Origin of the sequence: Pseudomonas sp. L13 (assembly GCF_009935965.1) — a bacterium.
Lineage (GTDB): Bacteria > Pseudomonadota > Gammaproteobacteria > Pseudomonadales > Pseudomonadaceae > Aquipseudomonas > Aquipseudomonas lactis.
The window spans coordinates 158233-181144 of sequence record NZ_QODJ01000001.1; the positions used below are offsets into that span (position 1 = coordinate 158233).

Annotated in this window: 14 protein-coding genes and 2 pseudogenes; 13 read left to right on the forward strand and 3 right to left on the reverse strand. The window is 61.8% G+C overall.

The genetic code is table 11. The features are described 5' to 3' along the window. Nucleotides 1-338: 338 nt before the first annotated feature. The 6 genes from DK871_RS00745 (at nt 339) to DK871_RS00770 (ending at nt 10856) form a co-directional block, all read left to right on the forward strand. Nucleotides 339-1784, forward strand: a complete 1446-nt coding sequence (locus tag DK871_RS00745) for a sodium:alanine symporter family protein (RefSeq protein WP_003195697.1) — start codon at nt 339-341, stop codon at nt 1782-1784. Between the two features lie 76 nt (nt 1785-1860). Continuing rightward, entirely contained in the window at nt 1861-2838 is a 978-nt protein-coding gene (locus tag DK871_RS00750) for an asparaginase (protein WP_161903661.1), read from the forward strand. Between the two features lie 50 nt (nt 2839-2888). Beyond that, entirely contained in the window at nt 2889-3881 is a 993-nt protein-coding gene (locus DK871_RS00755) for an AraC family transcriptional regulator (RefSeq protein WP_161903662.1), read from the forward strand. A 132-nt stretch (nt 3882-4013) separates the two neighbouring features. Beyond that, complete coding sequence (locus DK871_RS00760; protein ID WP_161903663.1) at nt 4014-5048, forward strand: histone deacetylase family protein; 1035 nt, start codon at nt 4014-4016, stop codon at nt 5046-5048. Beyond that, nucleotides 5045-6136: a polyamine ABC transporter substrate-binding protein gene (locus tag DK871_RS00765; RefSeq protein WP_161903664.1), complete on the forward strand. Its 1092-nt coding sequence runs from the start codon at nt 5045-5047 to the stop codon at nt 6134-6136. Before DK871_RS00760 ends, DK871_RS00765 begins: the two co-directional genes overlap by 4 nt. A 124-nt stretch (nt 6137-6260) precedes the next feature. Next, nucleotides 6261-10856, forward strand: a complete 4596-nt coding sequence (locus DK871_RS00770; RefSeq protein ID WP_161903665.1) for a hypothetical protein — start codon at nt 6261-6263, stop codon at nt 10854-10856. A gap of 153 nt (nt 10857-11009) precedes the next feature. Here DK871_RS00770 and DK871_RS00775 read toward each other — a convergent pair whose 3' ends face one another. Continuing rightward, entirely contained in the window at nt 11010-12548 is a 1539-nt protein-coding gene (locus DK871_RS00775) for a PLP-dependent aminotransferase family protein (protein WP_161903666.1), read from the reverse strand. Between the two features lie 87 nt (nt 12549-12635). On the opposite strand from DK871_RS00775, the gene DK871_RS00780 reads away from it, so the two are divergent. Genes DK871_RS00780 through DK871_RS00790 form a run of 3 tightly spaced genes read left to right on the forward strand, consistent with a single transcriptional unit; the run spans nt 12636 to nt 14399 of the window. Beyond that, on the forward strand, nt 12636-13274 hold the full coding sequence (locus DK871_RS00780) for an FMN-binding negative transcriptional regulator (RefSeq protein ID WP_161903667.1): 639 nt from the start codon (nt 12636-12638) through the stop codon (nt 13272-13274). Further along, nucleotides 13271-13717 (forward strand): GNAT family N-acetyltransferase, encoded by a 447-nt coding sequence (locus DK871_RS00785; RefSeq protein ID WP_161903668.1) that lies wholly within the window; start codon nt 13271-13273, stop codon nt 13715-13717. The genes DK871_RS00780 and DK871_RS00785 overlap by 4 nt, the downstream gene beginning before the upstream one ends. A gap of 10 nt (nt 13718-13727) precedes the next feature. Continuing rightward, nucleotides 13728-14399 (forward strand): GNAT family N-acetyltransferase, encoded by a 672-nt coding sequence (locus DK871_RS00790; protein WP_161903669.1) that lies wholly within the window; start codon nt 13728-13730, stop codon nt 14397-14399. A 126-nt stretch (nt 14400-14525) separates the two neighbouring features. Here DK871_RS00790 and DK871_RS00795 read toward each other — a convergent pair. Next, a pseudogene (locus tag DK871_RS00795) lies at nt 14526-15230 on the reverse strand (homocysteine S-methyltransferase family protein); the annotation flags it as partial. A gap of 2 nt (nt 15231-15232) precedes the next feature. Between DK871_RS00795 and DK871_RS00800 the strand changes: the two are divergent. The 4 genes and pseudogenes from DK871_RS00800 to DK871_RS00815 all read left to right on the forward strand — a co-directional run. Next, a pseudogene (locus tag DK871_RS00800) lies at nt 15233-15706 on the forward strand (transporter substrate-binding domain-containing protein); the annotation flags it as partial. Beyond that, on the forward strand, nt 15703-16473 hold the full coding sequence (locus DK871_RS00805) for an amino acid ABC transporter permease (RefSeq protein ID WP_034134101.1): 771 nt from the start codon (nt 15703-15705) through the stop codon (nt 16471-16473). The pseudogene DK871_RS00800 and the gene DK871_RS00805, both read left to right, overlap by 4 nt. 155 nt (nt 16474-16628) lie before the next feature. Continuing rightward, nucleotides 16629-19595 carry an autotransporter domain-containing protein gene (locus tag DK871_RS00810; protein ID WP_161903670.1) on the forward strand — a complete coding sequence of 989 codons (2967 nt, stop codon included), beginning with the start codon at nt 16629-16631 and terminating at the stop codon, nt 19593-19595. A gap of 109 nt (nt 19596-19704) precedes the next feature. After that, nucleotides 19705-21006 (forward strand): autotransporter domain-containing protein, encoded by a 1302-nt coding sequence (locus DK871_RS00815; RefSeq protein ID WP_161903671.1) that lies wholly within the window; start codon nt 19705-19707, stop codon nt 21004-21006. Nucleotides 21007-21090: 84 nt separating this feature from the next. Here the strand turns inward: DK871_RS00815 and oadA are convergent, their stop codons facing one another. Then, nucleotides 21091-22899, reverse strand: coding sequence for a sodium-extruding oxaloacetate decarboxylase subunit alpha (oadA, locus tag DK871_RS00820; protein ID WP_161903672.1), 1809 nt, complete (start codon nt 22897-22899; stop codon nt 21091-21093). Nucleotides 22900-22912: the final 13 nt, after the last annotated feature.

Here is a 22912-nt window from a genome sequence, read left to right on the forward strand (position 1 = left end):
GCTCCATTTTCTGGGGCCGCTTCGCGACCCAACGGGAGCGAGCTCCCTCGTCACAGGTACGATATCGGTCCTTGATTGATAGGTATCTGCCCGCCTTTTCCTATTGACCGTTCCTCGGCCAATTACGCCCCTTGCAGACGGCTGGCGCGCACCTAGGTATAGTGCCGCCCCTCTTCGCGTCTGCGGCTGTCGGTAACGAAGCCCGGGAACCACGCGAAAGCGCATGAATAACAACACCCGCAAAAGGATGGGGATCGAGCGTCGTGCACTGCCTGGTGCCGAGCGATGCGTCGGACCGTCCTGCGTTTGCCATTAGAAAAATCAGCGAGGAACACTCCATGCTCGAAGTCATCAACGACTTCCTCTCAGGGAAAGTACTGATCGTGCTCATAGTCGGGCTCGGCGGTTATTTCACGATCCGCTCGCGTTTCGTACAGTTGCGTCACTTTTTTCACATGTTCTCGGTGTTTAAAGACAGCCTCAAGAGCAGTGCCGGCCAACTCAGCTCGTTTCAGGCGCTGATGCTCAGCCTGGCGGGCCGCGTGGGTGCCGGTAACATCGCCGGTGTTGGCATTGCCGTGACCCTGGGTGGCCCGGGTGCCGTGTTCTGGATGTGGGTCACCGCGCTGGTGGGCATGTCTTCGAGCTTTATCGAGTGCTCCCTGGGCCAGTTGTACAAGCGCACCGACGCTGAAGGCACCTACCGTGGCGGCCCGGCGTATTACATCCAGCACGGCCTGCACAAGCGCTGGCTGGGGATGGTCATGGCGTTCCTGTTGCTGGTGACCTTCGGCTTTGCTTTCAACGGCCTGCAAGCCCACGCTGTAACGCACTCGCTGAACAACGCCTTCGGCCTCGACACCACCTACACCGGCCTTGCGCTGGCGGTGTTGCTGGGCCTGGTGTTCATCGGCGGGATCAAGCGTATCGCCTCGATTGCCGACCTGTTGGTGCCGGTCAAGACCCTGGTCTACATCGCCGTGACCCTGTACGTGATCGTGCTGCAATTCGACCACGTACCGGCCATGCTCGCGACCATCGTCAAGAGCGCCTTCGGCCTCGACCAAGCCTTCGGTGGCCTGGTGGGCAGTGCGATCATCATGGGTGTGAAGCGCGGTGTGTTCGCCAACGAAGCAGGCCTGGGCAGTGCGCCTAACGTGGCGGCAGTGGCGTCGGTAGAACACCCGATCGCCCAGGGCGTGGTGCAAGCGTTCAGCGTGTTCCTCGATACTTTCGTGATCTGCACCTGTACTGCATTGCTGATCCTGCTGTCCGGTTTCTACACCCCAGGCTTTGAAGGCGACGGCATTGCCCTGACCCAGAACTCCCTGGCGGCGGTAGTGGGTGACTGGGGCCGCATGTTCATCTCGGTGGCCCTGGCGTTGTTCGTGTTCACGTCGATCATGTACAACTACTACCTGGGCGAGAGCAACCTGCGCTTTCTGGTCGGTAACAACCGCAAGGTGCTGATGGGTTATCGCGCCTTGGTGCTGGTGCTGATTTTCTGGGGCTCCATCGAGAACCTGAGCACCGTGTTCGCCTTCGCCGACATCACCATGACCATGCTCGCGTTCGTCAACCTGTTCGCCCTGGCGTTCCTGTTCAAGATTGCCATGCGCATCCTCAACGACTACGACAACCAGCGCGCGGCGGGTATCAAGACCCCGGTGTTCGATTCCAGCCAGTTCCCTGACCTGGACTTGGACCGCAAGGCCTGGCCGGCCAACCCGGTGAAAACCGAAACGGCCCCGGCAGCGGAACTGAGCGCTCAAGCGCAACGTTAATCACAGCCAGATGACACGCCGCCCGGCCTTGGGCATGCTCTGGGCCCGGCGGCGTTTTTCGTTCAGGAGATTTTCGATGCAATCAGCTAATAACGTGATGGTGCTCTATACCGGCGGCACCATTGGCATGCAGGCCAGCGCCAATGGCCTGGCGCCCGCGTCTGGTTTTGAAGTGCGCATGCGTGAACAGTTTGCCGACGCAGACCTGCCCGCGTGGCGCTTCCAGGAAATGTCGCCACTGATCGACAGCGCCAACATGAACCCCGCCTACTGGCAACGCCTGCGCAGCGCCGTGGTCGAGGCAGTAGACGCCGGTTGCGACGCCGTGCTGATCCTGCACGGCACCGACACCCTGGCCTACAGCGCAGCGGCCATGAGCTTCCAGCTACTGGGCCTGCCAGCGCCGGTGGTGTTCACCGGCTCGATGCTGCCAGCCGGTGTGCCCGACAGCGATGCCTGGGAAAACGTCAGCGGTGCGTTGACGGCCTTGGGCGAAGGCCTGAAGCCGGGTGTGCACCTGTACTTCCACGGCGCGCTAATGGCGCCGACCCGCTGCGCGAAGATTCGCAGTTTTGGGCGTAATCCGTTTGCCGCACTGCAACGCAACGGCGGTGTTGCCCGGGCAGACAAGCTTCCCGCCGCGTTGGCCTACCGCAACGACAAGGCCCCGGCCAACGTCGGCGTCCTGCCGCTGGTGCCAGGCATCGCGGCCGCGCAACTGGATGCATTGATCGGCAGCGGCATCCAGGCACTGGTGCTCGAATGCTTCGGCAGCGGCACCGGGCCAAGCGACAATCCGGCCTTTCTCGCCAGCCTGCAACGTGCGCAGGACAAAGATGTAGTGGTGGTGGCAATCACCCAATGCCATGAAGGCGGCGTGGAACTGGATGTCTACGAAGCCGGCAGCCGCCTGCGCGGTGTAGGCGTGTTGTCCGGCGGCGGCATGACCCGCGAAGCGGCCTTCGCCAAGCTCAACGCCTTGATCGGCGCGGGGCTGGACAGCGCAGAAATCCGACGCCTAGTGGAATTGGACCTGTGCGGCGAGCTGAACTGACCGGCATGTAACTTGCTCCACTTCCAGCCATCCCCTGGCTGGAAGTTCCCATGCTGCACTCCCACCTCACCACCCTCAATGCCGTGTCCCTGGTGCTGCGTACCTTCGAGGCCGAAGGCTTGCCCCATGAAGCATTGCTGGCCGGCAGCGGCATCTGTACCGCGGATTTGAGCCGCGCCGACACACGTATCGCCACACATCAAGAGATGCAAGTGTGCGCCAATGCCGTGGCCCGTCAGCGCGATATCGGCTTGATCGTTGGCCGGCGTATGCATGTTTCCTCGTACGGCCTACTGGGCTATGCCCTGCTCACCAGTGCCACTTTCGGTGACGCTTTGCGCCTGGCCCTGCGGTATCCGGCGCTATTGGGAACACTCTTCGAACTGAGCCTGGAAGAGGACGGCGAGCGTATCTGGTTCACGGCCGGCGATTACCGCGAAAACCCGGCACTGACTGCCTTCAATGTCGAGCTGTGCCTGGGATCACTGAAGGTCATCTGCGACGACTTGCTCGGCCATCCCCTGCCGTTGCTGGGCGCTCGGTTCGAGCACGATGCGCCGGATTATCAGGCCCGCTACGCCGAGAGCTTCGACTGCCCGCTGCAGTTTCAGGCTGTCACCAATGCATTCGCCTTTGATAAACGCTGGCTCGCCCAACCTTTGCCCCTGGCCGACGCGGTCACCCACCAGGCCATGGTCGAACGTTGCCGCAAACAGAACACCGAATTCACCGGGCGTGAGGCCTGGCTGGGGCGAATCCGCCAGCTGCTGGCCGCACAATTGCACGCCGCACCTGGGCTCGATGGCCTGGCCCAACAGATGAACTGTTCAGCGCGCACCCTGCGCCGGCACCTGCACAACCTGGGATGCAGCTATCAGGAACTGCTCGATGAGCTGCGTTTCGAACGCGCCAAACAGTTGTTGGCTGACGACCTGTGGCCGATCCAACGGATTGCCGAGGCGCTGGGGTTCAGCGAAACGGCGAGCTTCAGGCATGCGTTCGTGCGCTGGAGCGGCGTAACACCGAGCCAATTTCGTGCATGACGCGCCAATGAGGGGCGAATTGCGGACACACACTTTGGCCATATTTATCTCCTTTTGGCCGCTCCTGTCGTTCTCATAAAGCGCGTGCGCCGCAAGACTGCACTCACGAATACAGCCTGCGGAGAACAACAAATGCTGACGATCTACTCGGACGATCACCACCTGCACCATGGCCGCTGTGAACTGATGGACGGGCAACTGATGCCCTGCTTCGAAATGCCCTCGCGCGCCGACCACGTGCTGCAACGGGTCAAGGACCGCGAACTGGGCCAGGTGCAGGCCCCGCAGGATTTCGGCCTGGCGCCGCTGCAACGTATCCACAGCCGCGATTACCTCGACTTTTTCAAAGGCGCCTGGCAGCGCTGGACCGAATACGGCCAGGACGGCGACCTGCTGCCCTACACCTGGCCGGCGCGCACGTTGCGCCGCGTGTTGCCCACCAGCCTGCACGGCCAGTTGGGCTATTACAGTTTCGACGGGGGCGCGCCGATCACCGCCGGCACCTGGCAAGCGGCCTACAGCGCAGCGCAAGTAGCCCTCACGGCGCAGGCCGCCATCGCGCAAGGCGCCCACAGTGCCTTCGCGCTGTGCCGCCCACCGGGGCATCATGCCGCTAGCGATTTGATGGGCGGTTATTGCTACCTCAACAACGCGGCCATCGCGGCCCAGGCGTTCCTTGATCAGGGCTGCAAAAAGGTCGCGATCCTCGATGTGGATTACCACCACGGCAACGGCACGCAGTCGATTTTTTACGCGCGCAGCGACGTGCTGTTCACCTCGATCCACGGCCATCCGGAAGCGGAGTTTCCGTTCTTCCTCGGCTATGCCGATGAGCATGGCGAGGGCGAAGGGGTTGGTTTCAACTTCAACTATCCGTTGCCGGCCGGCTCCGGCTGGCAGGCCTGGAGCGCCGCGCTGGAACAGGCTTGCGCTGAGATCGAGCGCTACGCCGCCGACATCATCGTGGTGTCCCTGGGTGTGGACACGTTCAAGGACGACCCTATCTCGCAGTTCAAGCTCGACAGCCCCGACTACCTGGCCATGGGCGCACGCATTGCCCGCCTGGGCAAACCTACGCTGTTCGTGATGGAAGGCGGCTACGCGGTGGAAGAAATCGGCATCAACGCCGTCAACGTGCTGGAAGGTTTCGAGGAAGCAGCCCAATGAACATGCTCAAGTCGCTCGCCCTGTGCGCCGTGGTTGTCAGCGGCGCAGCCCAGGCCGAAGAAAAAACCCTGAAGGTCTACAACTGGTTCGACTACATCACGCCCAAGGCGCTGGAAGACTTCAAGGCCCAGCACCCGTCGATCAAGCTGGTGTACGACATCTTCGACACCAACGAAGCCCTGGAAGCCAAACTGCTCACCGGCAACTCCGGCTATGACGTGGTGGTGCCTTCGAACGTGTTCCTGGCCAAGCAGATCGAAGCCGGCGTGTTCCAGCCCCTGGACCGCAGCCAACTGCCCAACTGGAACCACCTCGATCCCAAGCTGATGAAGCTGATCGAGGCCAACGACCCCGGCAACCAATACGCCGTGCCTTACATGTACGGCACCATCCTGATCGGCTTCAACCCGGCCAAGGTCAAGGCGGCCCTGGGCGACAACGCGCCCGTGGACAGCTGGGACCTGATCTTCAAGGAAGAGAACATCAGCAAGCTCAAGCAATGCGGCGTCGCCCTGCTGGACTCGCCCTCGGAGATCCTGCCCCTGGCCTTGCAGCACCTGGGCCTGAACCCCAACAGCAGCAACCCCAAGGACTACGACAAGGCCGAAGCACTGCTGATGAAGATCCGCCCGTACGTCACCTACTTTCATTCCTCCAAATACATGGCCGACATCGCCAACGGCGATATCTGCGTGGCGGTGGGCTACTCCGGCAGTTTTTCCCAAGCCGCCAACCGCGCCAAGGAGGCCAAGAATGGCGTGATCGTGGACATGCGCCTGCCCAAGGAGGGCGCGCCGATCTGGTTCGATATGCTCGCCATTCCCAAAGGCGCTAAAAACCCGGGCGACGCCTACACCTTCATCAACTATCTGCTGCAACCCAACGTCATCGCGCCGGTCAGTGACTTTGTCGGTTACCCCAACCCCAACAAGGACGCGACTCAACTAGTCGACCCGGCCATTCGCAACAACCCCAACCTGTACCCGACCGAAACGGCCATGGCCACGCTCTACACCCTCAAACCCCTGGACAGCAAAGCCGAACGCGCCAGGACGCGGGCCTGGACCAAGATCAAATCCGGGAGGTAACGCACGGCAGATGTACGGTAGGCCTACGTAAGCACCGCCTCCCTGGCTGGGCCGAGCCCTAGCATGGAAATTCCGAGCCTGTGCCTCGGGCTACTTCCATCAATCGGCCAGACAGGGAAGCCTCATGACCTCATCAGTTGCAAACAATACCCGTACGAACACTCAGCGCCTGGATGAACGCTCAGCGCTGTTCACCGAACTCTATGTCGGTCCTTCGTTCCGGGAGACCGCATCCCACGTGTTGCGCCAGTCGCTGCGAGAACACTACCCAACGCTGGATATCGACCCGGACATCGCCATGGTCGGTACGCCCACCTGGCAACTGATCGACGACGAAATCGTCGCCGGCCCCACTCAGTATCAGTCGCTCAGTGAGACCCTTGCCATACAGGCCGTCGTGGCCGTGCCCGCGCTGTACATCGAGGGCGAGCACTTTCTCACGCAGCAACCGAGCATCGAACCGGCGGTGCACCTGCCCGTGCGCATCTATGAAATCGCCAAGAGCCTCAACCTGTTGGCGCCGGTCATGCTGCGGGCGTTCCAGCAACAGCTGGTCGATTACTGGAACCAGACCAACGGCAACGGCGCCCACTGGCAACGACTGTCGAAAACATTGCGGGCGCCCTGGAACGTCGAGGCCGCCGAGGACTGGACCGCCACCGACTGCGCCATGGCGCGCACCCTGTTCGCGTCTCCGGATAAGGCCGACCGCAAGGGTAAAGACCCCTACAACCTCAAGGCCTGCCTGATTGAAATCGACCGCATCGACGCAGAAAAAGTGACACACCAGAATGAAGTGGTGATCCCGGTCCTGATCGGCCAGCATGAAGGACAAACCTCGATCCTCATGCATTCGCTGCTCAAGGGTTATGAAAAATTCGCCTCGCTGGAGCAACTGGGCCATTCACTGTCTGCGCACTTGCCGGGTTCTGGAAAGCAGGAACTCTATTGGAGCCTGTACGAACCCGATGGCAATTTTTTTGATCAGCAGGCCTGCGCGACGGTGTCTGTGCTGGTGGAAGCGGTAGGTGACATCGTCTTTTCAGACGAGCACGACACCCATACCGCCGACGTCGCTCTGGGCACGCCACCCACCGTCGTCCCCCTTGCGACGGATGAAGGCCCGGGCCTTGAGTGGTATCAGAACCAGTTGCCCGACTGGCTGATGAATGCGTCCAACGCGGACCAGAATTTCTTCGCCCGCCACTTGAAGGACCTCGCCGCGCTGCACAACCAGAACGCCGGCCGCTCCTACCTGGACGACATTCCTTCCATCGAGGCGTATGCGTTGAAGATGACCAAGGCGCAAATGCTCAAGGATCATCCTGACAGCGCCAGCGTTCCCCTGGATAAAATTCGCTTGGAGGTGACCAGTCCGATCATCTGGGGCGCCTTCGTGGTACCGGGGCAGTCCGACATCAGCACCTTCAGCGTGGCTGAGCTGGCCCTGCAAAATCTGATTGCGCTGCCGACGGGTAATCGCACTCTCAAGACTGACACGGGCTTCAACCTGCCCGAATGGTTGGACGCAGACTATTTTGTGTCACTGGCCACCGCTGCCGATATCGGCAGCACCTATCCGGCGCTGATCAAAGCGAAACTGCTGGACGACGCGCAGGCGTCATCACGTCGTAAAAAGCTCTTCAAACAGCACCTGCGGATCCAGCTGCCGATGCAGACCTTGCAAGCCAAGATTCGCCAGCAAGACGGTATCGACGAGCGCGGCTACCGTTATGTGGCCGCCGTCATACAGGACGAGGTCACTGACCGCCGGGTGGACGGACAAACCATTGTGCTGAGGCCATTGGCGTTCCGGCCATTACGGCGCGCGTCTGCCGCTTTGGACACGGTGGCGAACATGTATGTGATCGGCCCCCAAGACCCGGCGGCGGGGCCCTGCCTACTGTATCGGCCGATGTTCACGCCGGCGCTGATGCAGTACCCATCACCGGCCAATCTGATCTATGCGATCTCGCAGTCGAGCAGCCTGCGCGAGTCGGTGCTGGCCTGGCTACCGGAGGCCGTGCGCAGCGACTATGCCAGCTATGTATTTCCCGGCGCGCTGCCGTCGCCCTGGCAGGTAGCCGATGCCCTGATAGAGCCCGATAAGCTGTGGACCATGAGCGGGCCCATGGCGCTGGGTGAAGAGGTACTCAACGGCGATCGGTTTTCCACCCTGTTCAAAGCCAACGCTGATGCCCTGATCGAACTGGCTGATCGGCAATCGGTGTCCAACGCCGAAAACCGCTGGGCCACCTTCAAGCGCGCCGGTTGGCTGATCTTCAATCTCGTGCTGCCTTTTCTCGGCCGCAGCGTGGGCACGGCGGCGTGGATCTGGCAGGTGGTCGATCAACTGCAGAACTTTGTCGAGGCGCAGGAGCACGGTGAAAAACAGGCCGAGTGGGCGGCACTCACCGATGTCTTCCTCAACCTGGGCATGGCAATCACCTTGCACGCCGCCAGCCGCAGCCACCGCCCCGGCTACCCGCGCAAGTCCAGGCCAGCCTTGCCGAAGGCGACAACCGCCAAAGACGTCACGGCCAAACACCAGGCGGCCGCCCCCTCTGAGCAGGTGCCTAAACATTCACCGTACTTGCACATCGCTGGCGCAATCAAGCGCGCCCCAGGCGAACTCGCCACCCTGCTTGACAGCTTCAAGGTCAGTAAGCCGCAGAACCTGGGTACCGCTGAAACTGCCGAGGGCCAATACCAGCACCTGTACCGACAGACGCAGCACTACTACGCACCCGTGGGGGAACGCTGGTTCGAGGTGAGCGCCGATGAGGATGGGACGGTGGTCATCATCGACCCCAAGAAGCCTGAGCGCACGGGCCCGGCATTGGTCCACAACGCCAGGGGACAATGGTTCATCGACACCCGCCTGCGCCTGCGCGGTGGCGGCCCCAAGAAGCAGCAGCAAAAGTCGCAGAGCGATGCCCAAGCCGAGGCCGATAAAGCCCAACAACGCTTGTCGCAATTCGAGCAAGACAAGACCGCCACCCAAGAGCAGGTGCAGCAGGCGCGAGTGGCGATGGACGATCCCAAGGCCAGCACCTCGGCACAGGCCCGACGTCAGACCTACCTGCAGAAACTTGAAGCCCAGAGACATAGCTACGAATCGGCGCTGCAACAACTCAAGATCTTGAACGTCTTCGCGCCGACCGCGGCCTATCAGGAGCAAGCCTTGAGCTACCTAGGCGCGGAGTTGAAGCTGAGCGAAACCGGGATACGCGAGGCTCAAGTCACCTTCACGCCCAAGCTCAAAACCGTACTGGACCAGATCGAGCATCAGATCAGCCACCCGCAGGATCGTCAGATCGAAGATGCCCGGGCTCTCACCGAAATGAGCCAGGACATGATTGAGCGCCTCAGTGACGTCGAATCGCGCTTCACTGAACTCAGGGCATTGGGCAGGGCAGGCTTTGAGGCCATTCGCGAACATCGCAAAAGTTTGCCGGCTTATACCGCCCAATACCTGCGGGCCTTGCAAGTGACGATGGCGCGCAACCTGTGCGTGGACGAGGGCACCACCACTGCGCCCGACGCCTGGACGGCCATCGACCGTATTGTCGACAGCGCCGACCTGGCGATCCTGAGTTTTCGTGAAAGCCTGCTGGAGCGCAGCGAGTCACGCCTGGACGAACGCATCGAAATCCTCGGCAGCCTGGTAGAACAGTTCAATATCATTGACGAACGCCTGCAGGACTTTGCCCAGGAGTTTAACGACGTTGCGCTGACCAGCCCCCTGACGCGTCTGCGTGAAAAAGTCCGCGGCTTCTACGACGAAACCATTGGCCACCTGGAGTTGCTGCACAATGATCGCGAAGCGCTCAGAAGCCGCCCCATACCGCCGCCCACACCGCCAAAAACCAAGAAAAAAATCATTCATACGCGCTACAACGGCGTTCTGATTGGCGAGCCACGCCGCTCAGCCATCGGCGAGGAAACCGGCCTGGTGGATATCAGATCACCGCTCAACGACGAGGTCATCGCGACCTTTCATGAAAAACCCGCTGGCGTCTGGGTGCAACGCGAAAGCCCCGTCGAAACATCGTCCACCACCTCCCTCGATCTCGCCACTTGCGTCAATCAGGCCCAGGACCTGTTGGACGACTTGGAAGCCTTCAAGCAACGTGCCGCCGAACAAGCCGTCAAGCCGGAGCGCAGCGCCATAGGCATCGAATGGTTGTATCACCAGCACGCACAAAAACTGGAGCAAGCTTCTGCCAATGTTGAGCGGGCCTTGACCGAGGAAAATGTCACCGACAGCCGCCTAGGCTCCGCGGCCGTTGTCAACAAACAACTCAGCGACGCGGCGCGAGCGCTCTACAGCGAGGCGCGCAGCTACAAGTCACTTTTAATCAAAAAACGCCCACCCACCGTGCAAGGTGTGGAGTGGCTGATGCAAAACAAGGAAATAGTCATCAAAAAAACTGCCAAGCGGCGCCGAATCAAAGGCCCTGAGAAAGCCTATCTGGACGAGTACACCCTCAGCAACCGCAACGACCGAAGCGTGCTGTGGTATGCCCATTTTCATTACTCCACCGACTGGGTACCCGCCAGGGCGTTTTTGCGTGCGCGCCTCAAAACCCCGCAAGAGCACGCGCGGGGTGAAGAAGCCGACACCCTCAACGGCCTTAGCGAGAAGCAGAAAACCGCGATCTACCTAAGCGAAATCAATCTGGAACAGGCACAGCGGTTGTTTTTCAACGTGAGGTAATGCGCCCCCCTACGGCCGATGGCTAGCGGTCGAGACGTGGGCAACCGCAACCTCAACGATGCGGCGCAACGCTTCTATCCGCTGGGCAGAAAAACCTATATCGAGATGATCAAACGACAAGCGCCTACGCCGCCTTCAACAACTGACCGCTTCTCACGCCAACCATGCCTGACGCAAACGTGCCAACGCCTGCGCGATGGCTGCCTCTGGCACCGCGGCAAACCCCATTACCAGACCAGCGCGCTGGTCTGGGGGTGGGCGGGTGTCAGCCAGCCAATAGCTGCTCAAGCCGTTGATCTCGACATTCGCCCCATGGGCTTGAGCGAGCAGCTCCTGTTCACGGGCTTGGCTGTCCACCCGCACCGTCAGGTGCAGCCCGGCCGCAACGCTGGGCAAGGGCCCGACGCCGGGCAACCCGTCGGGCCAACCGGCCAGCACGGCATTGCGTCGGCTCAACGCGGCGCGACGCATGCGGCGAATGTGGCGCTGGAAATGCCCCGCCGCCATAAACTCGGCCATCACCGCCTGGGTGCTGACTTCGGAATGGCGCACGTCCACGGCGCGGCGCCGGGTGAAGGCTTGCACCAGGCCCGGGGGCAACACCAGGTAACCCAGGCGTAACGCCGGGAACGCCACCTTGCCGAAGGTGCCGACGTACAGCACGCGGCCATTGCGATCCAGCGCGGCCAACGGTGACAGCGGCGCACCGCTGTAGCGGTACTCACCGTCGTAATCATCTTCCACGATCCAACCGCCTGAACGTTCGGCCCAGGCCAGCAATTCCAGGCGCCGTGCCAGGCTCATCACCACGCCCAGTGGGTACTGATGGGAAGGCGTGACATACGCCACGCGGCAATCATTGAGGGTACCGAGCACCTGGCAATCCATGCCCTCGCCGTCGACCGGCACGCCATGCAGTCGCCCGCCGGCCAAAGCGAATGCATGGCCGGCCGCGCGGTAACCGGGGTTTTCCACCGCCACGCCGTCCCCAGGCTCTACCAGCAACTGTGCACAAAGGCTGATGGCCTGCTGTGCGCCACTGGTGATCACAATTTGTTCAGCCGTGCATTGCATGCCGCGCGAGCTGCGCAGGTACGCGGCGATCAAACCGCGCAGGCGGCCGTCACCTGCCGGGTCGCCATAGCACAACTGTTCCAGGTCGGGTTTGCGCCAGAACGCCCCATTCAGCTTGGCCCAAACCTCAAACGGGAACAGATCAAAGGCCGGTACACCCACGCGAAAGGCCCGAGGCGGCCCCAAAGGCGGCTGGGGCAGATGATGGTCTTTTACCCGCGCCAACCCGGCACTGTGGATAACTTCATCATCCAAATCTTCGGGTAAATGCGCCCATTTTGTGGATAACCCTGGGGATAAGCCTGTTGACAACCCTGTGGATGCTTTTGTGGATAGTTTTTTGGCCATTGGCAATTGGGCAACATAGGTGCCATCACCCACCCGGCTCTCGATAAACCCTTCCGCATACAACTGATCGTAGGCGCGCACCACGCTGTTGCGGGAAATCGACAAGGCTGTCGCCAAATCTCGGGTTGCGGGCAACCGCGTGCCGCTGACCAATCGCCCATCCAGCACCCGCTGGCGCAGGGCCTCATAGAGTTGGCGCGTGAGGCCCTGGCGGCGGTCCAGCTCGATACCAGCGGGGTTGAAGGACAACGGCGGCGAAAGGGGCGGCATATTGGACCTATGAAAATAGCGCTAGATGGCTCTTACAACGAACCAATAGCCTGCCTAGGATGCAGGCATTCGCCAAGGAAAATCTCCATGTACACACCCCGCGCCTTTGCTCTCGATGACTTGCCCGAAATCCAGCAGCTGATCCAGCACACCCGTCTGGCGCAGTTGGTAACTATGGGTGAAAACGGCCTGCAAGCCAGCCACTTGCCCTTGCTGCTCAACCCCGATGAAGGACCCAACGGCACGCTCTACGGCCACCTGGCCAAAGCCAACCCGCAATGGCGCGAGCTGCAAAATGGCGGTGAAGCGCTGGTGATCTTCGCCGGTGCCGACGCCTATATCAGCCCGGCGTTTTACCCCGCCAAGGCCGAGCACGGCAAAGTGGTGCCAACCTGGAACTACATCGCCGTGCACGCCTATGGCAAGCCCGAGGTATTCAGCGACGCCGAGCGCTTGCTCAAGGTGGTCACCGCCCTCACCGACCGCCATGAAAGTGGCCGCGCCCAACCCTGGCGTGTCAGCGACGCACCGGCGGACTACATTGACGGCATGCTCAAGGCCATCGTCGGCTTTGCCTTGCCGATCGAACGCCTGGTGGGCAAACGCAAACTCAGCCAGAACCGCAGCGCCGCCGACATGGCCGGTGTCCGTGACGGCCTGGCCGCCAGTGCCGATGTACGTGACCAGACCCTCGCCCGCTTTATTCCCCAAGGAGTTTCAGAATGAGCTTGGTCGACATTCGCCAGGTCAGCGTCGCCGACCACGCCGCCTGGTTGCCGCTGTGGCAGGCGTACTTGAAGTTCTATAACACCGAACTGCCGGACGCCGTCAGCCAGAGCACCTGGCAGCGCCTGATCGACCCGAGCGAGCCGACCCATTCGGCACTGGCCTGGCAGGACGGCAAGGCGGTGGGCATGGTCAACTTCATCTACCATCGCTCCAACTGGAGCATCGAGAACTCCTGCTACCTGCAGGACTTGCTCGTAAACCCGGCCCAACGTGGCACGGGCGTGGGTCGCAAGCTGATCGAATTCGTCTACACCACCGCCAAGGCCGATGGCTGCTGCAAGGTGCACTGGTTGACCCACGAGACCAACGCCACCGCGATTCAGCTCTACGAGCGCATCGCCGAACGCCCAGGCTTCATCCAATTTCGCAAAGGTCTTTAAGGAGCACAGCATGATCACTTCCCTCGCCGACTGGAAAGGCGTCCCGGCGCCCACCGCGCAATTGCTTGAAGGGCGTTTTATCCACCTGGAAAAGCTCGACCCGGCGCGCCATGCCGACCAACTGTGGCAAGCCCTTGAAGGCCCAGGAGCCGACCCGAAGCTGTGGGATTACTTGCCCTATGGCCCGTTCCCCGAGCGCAGTGCCTTCGATGCCTGGTTGAACAACCACGCTACCCACAACGACCCGTACTTTTTCAGCGTGATCGACCGCGCCACGGGTCAGGTCCAGGGCATCCTCAGCCTGATGTCCATCGTCCCGGCCCAAGGGCGTATCGAAATCGGCCACGTCACCTTCGGCGCACCGATGCAGCGCTCGCCGAAAAGCACCGAAGCGGTGTACCTGCTGGCCAAGTATGCGTTCGAGCAGGGCTACCGTCGGCTGGAGTGGAAGTGCAACAACGGCAACGCGCGGTCCAAGTACGCGGCCGAGCGGTTGGGGTTCAGTTTTGAAGGGGTGTTCCGCCAGCACATGGTGGTCAAGGGACAGAACCGCGATACGGCGTGGTATTCGATCCTGGATTCGGAATGGCCGAAGGTCGGTGCCGGGTTTGAGGTGTGGTTGTCGGAGGCGAACCAGAGTGGTTCGGGCCAGTTGAAGACACTCACAGAGTGTCGGGGTTAATACTCACATGTGTGGGAGCTGGCTTGCCTGCGATACAGACACCTCGGTGTATCAGGCAAACCAGTTGATGCCATCGCAGGCAAGCCAGCTCCCACATTGGAGGGTGGCGACTCTCGGAACTTAGGCTCAGCCAGCCAACTTCTGGGCCAGCACCGCAATATGCTCCGGTCCGATGCCGCAGCACCCACCCAAATGGCTAGCGCCGCGCGCTTGCCAATCGGCCGCCCATTGCAAGTAACCGGGCGGGTCGAGGTCGTCGCGCAACGGGTCCAGGCCATCGTTGGCCGTGGCTTCCTTGGGTTGCGGCGGGAACGCGTTGGCGTAGGCGCCGATCTGAATCTTCACACCCAATCGTTCGAAGGTTGCTCGCGCCGCATCAATCGCCGCGCCGATCACTTCCGGCTGGCTGCAGTTGAACAGCAAGACCTGCACGCCCAGCTGCGCCGCCGCCTCGGCCGCATCCGCCACCGGTTCGCCGGAGCGCAGGCGCGGCACCTCGTCGGTGTCTTCGTCTTTCAAGGTAAACGACAGCCAGAACGGTTTGCCATCCTTAGGCAGCCCGGCATGGATCGCTCGCGCTTCAGCGATCGAGCTCTGGGTCTCCGCCAGCCACAGATCGACATGCGGGGCCAGACCATTCACCAGCGGTGTCAGCAACTCACTGACGCGCTCGGCCTGGAACAGATCCGGGCGATAAGAGCCAAACAGCGGCGGCAATGAGCCGGCTACCTGGACAGCTTTACCGGAGGCTTGCACCGCCCGTCGCGCCAACTCACCGGCCAACGCGGCCAACACCTGGCCTTCTGCGGCAAACCGCGCTTCGCCAATGTGACTACGCTTCGCCGGCCGTGATCGTGGTTAATGCCAAGGACGATCGCATCCACGAAGCCCGGGACCTGAGCGGCAAGAAAGTCGGCCTCACCAGCGCCTCCAGCTACGAAAGCTACTTGAACAAGAACCTGGTGATCGAAGGCGCCGAAGACACGCAGTTGCAGTACCCGTTCGAGGCGGTGCAGATCGCCCCGTACGACACCGACAACGTGGCGTTCCAGGACCTGGGCCTGGGTGCTGGCGTGCGCCTGGACGCGATCCTCACCAACCTGGTCACCGCGCAGCCGCGCCTGAGCCAGGACAAGCGCTTCAAGCTCGCCGGTGCGCCGCTGTACTCGGAGCCCAACTCGGTGGCCATCGAGAAAGGCGACCCGCAGTGGGACAGCAGAGTGCGTGAGGTCTTCGCCCAGCTCAAGCAGGACGGCACCTTGAGCGCGCTGTCGCAAAAATGGATCGGCGCCGATATCAGCCGATGAGTTTTCGCCTACGGCTTTACCTGACCTGGGCGGCGCTGTTCGGCCTGTTTGCGAGTTTTTTCCTGAGCTTTGACCTGAAGTTCTCGATCATCCTCGACAAGCTGCCCAACCTGGTCGGCCTGCACCTTGCGCCCAACGGCTTCCTGCAAGGCGCGGCGCTGACGCTGTTCTTGTGCCTGTGCGCCATCGTCGCCTCATCGGTGCTGGGCTTTATCACCGCGCTGGGCCGCCTGTCGAAAAGTGCGGTGGCGTTTGGCATCGCCAGTTTCTACGCCTCGTTCTTTCGCGGCACACCGCTGCTGATCCAGATTCTGTTGATCTACCTGGGCCTGCCGCAACTGGGGCTGGTGCCAGGCGCCATCGTCGCCGGGATCATTGCGTTGTCACTGAATTACGGCGCCTACCTGAGCGAGATTTTCCGCGCCGGCATCCTCGGCGTGCCCCATGGTCAACGCGAGGCTGCGCTGGCCCTGGGCATGCGCGACAGGGCGATCTTCTGGCACGTGACCCTGCCCCAGGCCATGCGCACCATCATCCCGCCGGCCACCAACCAGTTCATCTCGATGCTCAAGGATTCGTCGCTGATCTCGGTGATGGGCGTGTGGGAAGTGATGTTTCTGGCGCAGTCCTATGGCCGCTCAAGCTACCGCTATATCGAGATGCTCACGACGGCGGCGATCATTTATTGGGTGATGTCCCTGGGGCTCGAATTGATCCAGGCGCGGATGGAGCGGCATTTCGGCAAGGGCTACGTGCGGCGCGGTTGACGTGCAGAATGTGCAATATATTGCAGCGCTCAGGCTGAATAGGCTCAAGGATCTGCAATAGATTGCATATTCATCGTCGTCATCTTACCGACACATTCCTGCAACCCCGCTCCGTTATATAGGTCGACTCGCTTGCCATAACAAGGTCGTCCAGCATGCCCCCGTCTCTTCAACGCCTCGCGCTCGCCATCACCCTGTTGGCCAGCGGCGGTTTTATTGAAGCCGCCGCAGCGAAAAACCTGCAGATCGACACACCCACCACCCAGGGGCAAACCCTGGGTGGCAGCGATACGTTGACCACGTCGGCGCCTGGCAGCATTACAACCTCCGGGGTGGCGGTGACGCTAAAGGATGGCACCCGCGGTACGGGTGTGGTGGTGACTAACGCGGGCAAATTGGTCTCCAGTGGCGGCCGGGGTATCGACAGTTCGGGCAGTGTCAGCGGGGAGCGCAGGTACAGCATTTACAACCTTGCCGGCGGTGTGATCCAAGGCGCCAATGATGCGTTGCGCATCAACAATAACTTTGCCAGCGGCAGCGTGCTGATCGACAACAGCGGCACCATTCGCTCGGCCACCGGCCAAGGGCTGGACCTGGATGCGCTGCGCAGCAGTAACGTCACCACCACGATCATCAACCGTGCCGGTGGCTTGATTCGCGGGGAGGCCAGCGACGGCATGAAGACCGGCGCCAACGCCTCTATCACTAACTACGGTGAGATCTCCACCGGCGACACCTTCTCCCGCGATGACAAGTTCGATGGCGTGGACATCGACTCCGCCAGCGGCGTGGCGGTGACCAATTACGGCCTGATTTCCGGTGGCCGCCATGGCATCACCACGGACGAGGGCGCCACGCTGAACAACTACGGCACGGTGATCGGCCGCAACGGCTCGGGCTTTGGTTCCGATGGCGACGGCACTGTGGTCAACCACGGCACCATCACCGGCGCGCTCTCCGGGCTGCAACCGGATGGCGACGGTGACGGCGTGGACATCGACAAGATCGCCCATATCGAAAACTACGGCGTCATCCAGGGTGTCGGCGCCGGGGGTGTCGACAAGAACGGCTTCGCCAACGGCAGCGAAGGGATCGCCCTGGGCGGGGGCGCTATCTACAACGCCAAAGGCGCGTTGGTCAGCGGGGCCAACAATGCCATCCTGGTGGACGACGGCAGCGACGGGCCGGGGCTCGCGGCAACCACCCTGGAGAACCACGGCACGATTCAGGGCCTGGATGGCTTTGGCGTGAAGTTCGTCGGCAACTACGCCGACACGGTCATCAACAGCGGCACCATCAGCGGCAGTAATGGCCTGGCCCTGGATTTGGGCGGCGGCGATGACCAACTGATCTTACGCAACGGCAGCCGCTTTATCGGCACGGTAGACGGCGGCAGCGGTTACGACCGACTGACCCTGGACGACGTCGCAGGCGGCAGTTTTGGCGACAGCCGCGGCCTTGAATGGCTGGAGGTCAAGCAAGGCACCTGGACGTTGACCGGCCAAGGTGACTTCAGCGACGGCGGCGAGATTTCCAGCGGTGCCAAGCTGGTCAACCAAGGCGGGATTACCGGTAACGTGACGGTCGACACAGGCGGTGTGTATGCCGGCGGCGGCTCGGTGGGCAGCCTGGTGGTGAACGGTACCCTGCAGACCAACACCGCGTTGGGCACCGCCACCATCAACCGCGACTTGCGCATGGGCAGCGGCTCGACCCTGGCCTATGGCGTCAACGCCGACGGCAGCAGCGCGCCGATCAAGGTCGGCGGCACCGCTTACCTCAATGGTGCGACCCTGGCGGTCAACCCCGGCGAAGGCACCTACCCCTGGCAAAGCCATTACAGCGTGCTGCAAGCCGGCAGCATCAATGGCACGTTTGGCAAGGTCACCAGCGACTACGCATTCCTGACCCCAACCCTGGATTACAGCGCCACTCAGGTCGGCCTTACGTACACCCGTAACGACATCGCTTTCAACCAATTCGCCAGCACCGGCAATGGCGCCAGCGCCGCCAACAGCCTGGCAGGCCTGGGCACGAACAACCCGCTGTACAACGCCCTGCTCAATACCACCACCGGCACAGCCGGGGCAGCCATCGAGCAACTGGCGGGCAGCAGCACCGCCAACCTCACCAGCGCCACCCTCAATGCCAGTGCGCAAGTGGGCAACAGCATGCTCGCCGCCATGCACCAGGTGGGCGGCGGTGCGGGACTGCTGGTGGGACTCAATGACAAAGACACGCCGTTACTGGCCGCCACCGGCGTGCCCGCCGAAGTGCGCAACCTCAATGACCCGAATGCCCGTGGCCGCCTGTGGCTGCAAGGCATCGGCAGCTACGGCAAGCTTGATGGCGAGCACGGCAGCAACGGCTTGACCCAACGCACCAAAGGCACAGTGCTCGGCGCCGATTGGGCGCTGGGCAGCGACTGGCGCCTGGGTGTGCTGGGCGGTTACTCCAAGACCGACCTGGACACCACCGGTGTGGACGGCAGCGTCGACAGCTGGCACGCCGGCGTCTATGCCCTGCGCCAGAGCGGCCCGATGGCCTTGCGCCTGGGTGCGGCCTACAGCGGGCACCAGGGCGACAGTAAACGCACGGTGGCCTTCAACGGTTTCAACGACCGCCCCAAAGGCGACTATGACGCCAACAGCCAGCAGGCTTTTGCGGAACTGGGCTACGCCCTGGGCAGCGGTCGCTTCAGCGCAGAACCGTTCGCCAACCTCGGCTACCAGCGCTACCAGCGCGACGGCTATAACGAAAAAGGCGGCGCCGCTGCGCTGCATGTCGAGGGCCAGACCCAGGACAACTTGAGCAGCACCTTCGGCCTGCGCCTGGCGCACCTGAGCCAGCTGGACAACGGCGTCAGCCTCACACCTCGTGCCAGCGTTGGCTGGAAGCACACCTATGGCGATGTCGACAGCACCACACGCCAGGCTTTCCTGGCCGGTGGCACCGCCTTCAATGTGCAAGGCAGCGCCCTGGACCGCGACAGCCTGTTGCTCGAAGCGGGCCTGGACGTAGGCTTATCCGCCCGTCATCGCCTGGGCCTGGGCTATATCGGCGAAGTGGGCAGCAACAGCCGTAACCATGCGCTGACCGGCCAATGGCAGATGAGTTTTTAATCGCACCGTACTAGAGACAACTCCCGCACATCAGCGGTCGATAGACTGACAGTTATCCCCCGGCACCTCGCCTAAATTCCCGGCCTCATTCATCAGAGGTTGGGAATTCATGCCCTTTACACTTCAAAGAATCGCAATCGTCATCAGCTTGGCAGTGGCCGCCAGTTTTCAGCCTGCCCATGCGCGCGGCGATATCGAATACAGGCCCTACGGGAGCTATCCCTATGACGCCGCCGACCATAGCGGAGTATTTATACCCCAGTTCGAAGCGCCGCCCATTCCACCGCCCTTCGACGGATTCCTCACTCAGCAGGCCACTTCGCACAACGGCCTGCAGGTCGCCAAGGTGCTGGAGCCGGCAATGATTCAACTGGTGGCCTCCGGCGAGTTGGACTCGGAAGACCTCAAGGAGCTGCAAAAATCGCTCGAGCAATTGAGCAAACAACCCGGAGGGATCGGTGCAGCCCTTGAGCAACTGGCCGCCAGCCAAAACGCCAACCTGGCCACCGCAACCCAGGCCACCACCCAGCACCTGAGCCGCCAATTGCTCGCCACCCTGCGCACACTGCCTACTGACGACGACGGCCACTTCTGGGTGCAAGGCCTGGGCAACGCCGGCAGCCTGGACACACAACACGGCAGCGCCGGCTTGAAACACGATACCCAAGGCCTGTTGCTGGGCGCCGACTGGGCGATCGACCATGCCTGGCGGGTGGGTGTCATGGGCGCCAAGACCTCCAGCCGCTTCGATGCCCCGCGTTATGCCGCCGAACTGGACAGCTGGCACTTGGGCGGCTACGCCGTGCGCCAGGACGGCCCCTTCGCCCTGCGCCTGGGGGCGATCTACAGCAACCATGCCGGGCAGAACAAACGCAGCGTCAGCCTGCTCACTTACCACGACTCGCTCAAAAGCAAATACAACGCCAGCAGCCAGACACTGTTCTCCGAACTGGGCTATCAATTGGGCAGCGGTGATTCCACTGTCGAACCCTTCGTCGGCCTCGGCTACCAGCGCTATCAGCGCGACCGTTTCAAAGAGAGCGGCGGCGTAACCGCATTGAACGTCGGCCCACAAACCCAGCGAAACTTGAACAGCACCTTTGGCCTGCGCCTGGCAACGCTGTATCGCTTCGACAACAACATGAGCCTCACGCCCCACCTCAGCACAAGCTGGAAACACCTCTACGGCGACGTCAACAGCCAGGTCCGCCAAACCTCGCGCTATGCACCGGGCCTGATCGACGGGTACACCATCACCGGCACCGCCCTGGACCGCGATAGCTTTGACTTGCAAGCAGGCCTGGACCTTGCCTTGTCCACCCAACACAGCGTCGGCCTGACCTATAGCAGCCAAGCCGGCAACCATGGCCACGACCAAGGCCTGATGGGCCAGTGGAAAATGAGCTTCTAAGCCCGTGAATGCCTGAATTTCAGGCGAAAAAAAAGGGGAGCACCTGCCCCCCCGAGGATTAAACGTTAGCTTCGAAGGCTGTGATCAGCCTTCGATCTCAATCAGGATTTCGCCAGGGTTCACCCGGTCGCCCTTGGCCACATGTACAGCGCTCACCTTGCCGGCAATCGCTGCCTGCACTTCGGTTTCCATCTTCATGGCTTCGGTAATCAGCACGGCCTGGCCGGCCTTGACCACGTCGCCGGCCTTGACCAGCACATCGACGATATTTCCCGGCATCGCCGTGCTGACATGGCCAGGTTCGGTCGCGTGCTTGCGCTTGCTGCCGCCGCTGCTGACAAACTCGTTGAGCGGTTCGAACACCACTTCTTCCGGCATGCCGTCGATGGACAGGTAGAAGTGGCGCTTGCCTTCGGCCTTCACGCCGACACCGGTGATATCCACGCGGTAGCTTTCGCCGTGCACATCGATAACGAATTCGGTCGGTACGCCTTCGCCGCCAGCACGGGCCACGCCGCCCGCTTCCGGGATCGGCAACAGCACTTCAGGAGCCAAAGTGCCGGCGTCGCGTTCTTCGAGGAACTTGCGCCCGATGTCCGGGAACATGGCGTAGGTCAGCACGTCTTCTTCGGACTTGGCCAGTGCGCCGATTTCACCGCGCAGCTTGGTCATTTCCGGCTTGAGCAAATCCGCCGGGCGCACGTCGATCACGTCTTCGCTGCCGATGGCCTGGCGGCGCAGTTTTTCATTCACAGTGCCCGGCGCCTTGCCGTAACCGCCTTGCAGATAGAGCTTCACTTCGTTGGTGATGGTCTTGTAGCGCTCACCGGCCAGCACGTTGAAGAACGCCTGGGTGCCGACGATCTGCGAGGTCGGCGTTACCAGCGGCGGGAAGCCGAGGTCTTCACGAACCCGTGGGATCTCAGCCAGCACTTCACTCATGCGGTTCAGAGCGCCCTGCTCTTTGAGCTGGTTGGCCAGGTTGGAGATCATCCCACCCGGCACCTGGTTGACCTGCACACGGGTGTCGACGGCGGTGAATTCGCTTTCGAACTGGTGGTACTTCTTACGCACGGCGTAGAAGTACAGGCCGATCTCTTGCAGCAGTTCCAGGTCGAGGCCGGTGTCGAACTCGCTGCCTTTAAGGGCCGCGACCATCGACTCGGTGCCCGGATGGCTGGTGCCCCAGGCAAAGCTGGAGATGGCCGTGTCGATATGGTCGGCACCGTTTTCGATGGCCTTGAGTTGGCACATCGCAGCCAGGCCGGCGGTGTCGTGGGAATGGATGAAGATCGGCAGGTTCTGCTCGGCTTTCAGCGCCTTGACCAACTCGCCGGTGGCGTAGGGCGTGAGCAGGCCAGCCATGTCCTTGATCGCGATGGAGTCGCAGCCCATGGCTTCCAATTGCTTGGCCTGGGCCACGAACGCCTCAACGGTATGCACCGGGCTGGTGGTGTAGGCGATGGTGCCTTGTGCATGTTTGCCAGCGGCCTTGACCGCTTCAATGGCCACGCGCAAGTTACGCACGTCGTTCATTGCATCGAAAATGCGGAACACGTCGATACCGTTGACCGCCGCCTTGGCCACGAAGGCTTTGACCACGTCGTCGCTGTAATGGCGGTAGCCCAGCAGGTTCTGGCCGCGCAGCAGCATTTGCAGGCGCGTGTTAGGCAACGCGGCACGCAGTTGGCGCAGGCGCTCCCACGGGTCTTCCTTGAGGAAGCGCACACAGGCGTCGAAGGTCGCGCCGCCCCAGACTTCCAAGGACCAGTAGCCGACTTTGTCGAGCTTGTCGCAGATCGGCAGCATGTCGTCGGTGCGCATGCGGGTGGCCAGCAACGATTGGTGGGCGTCGCGCAGGATGGTGTCGGTTACGAAGATCTTCTTGCTCATATTCGGGACTCCT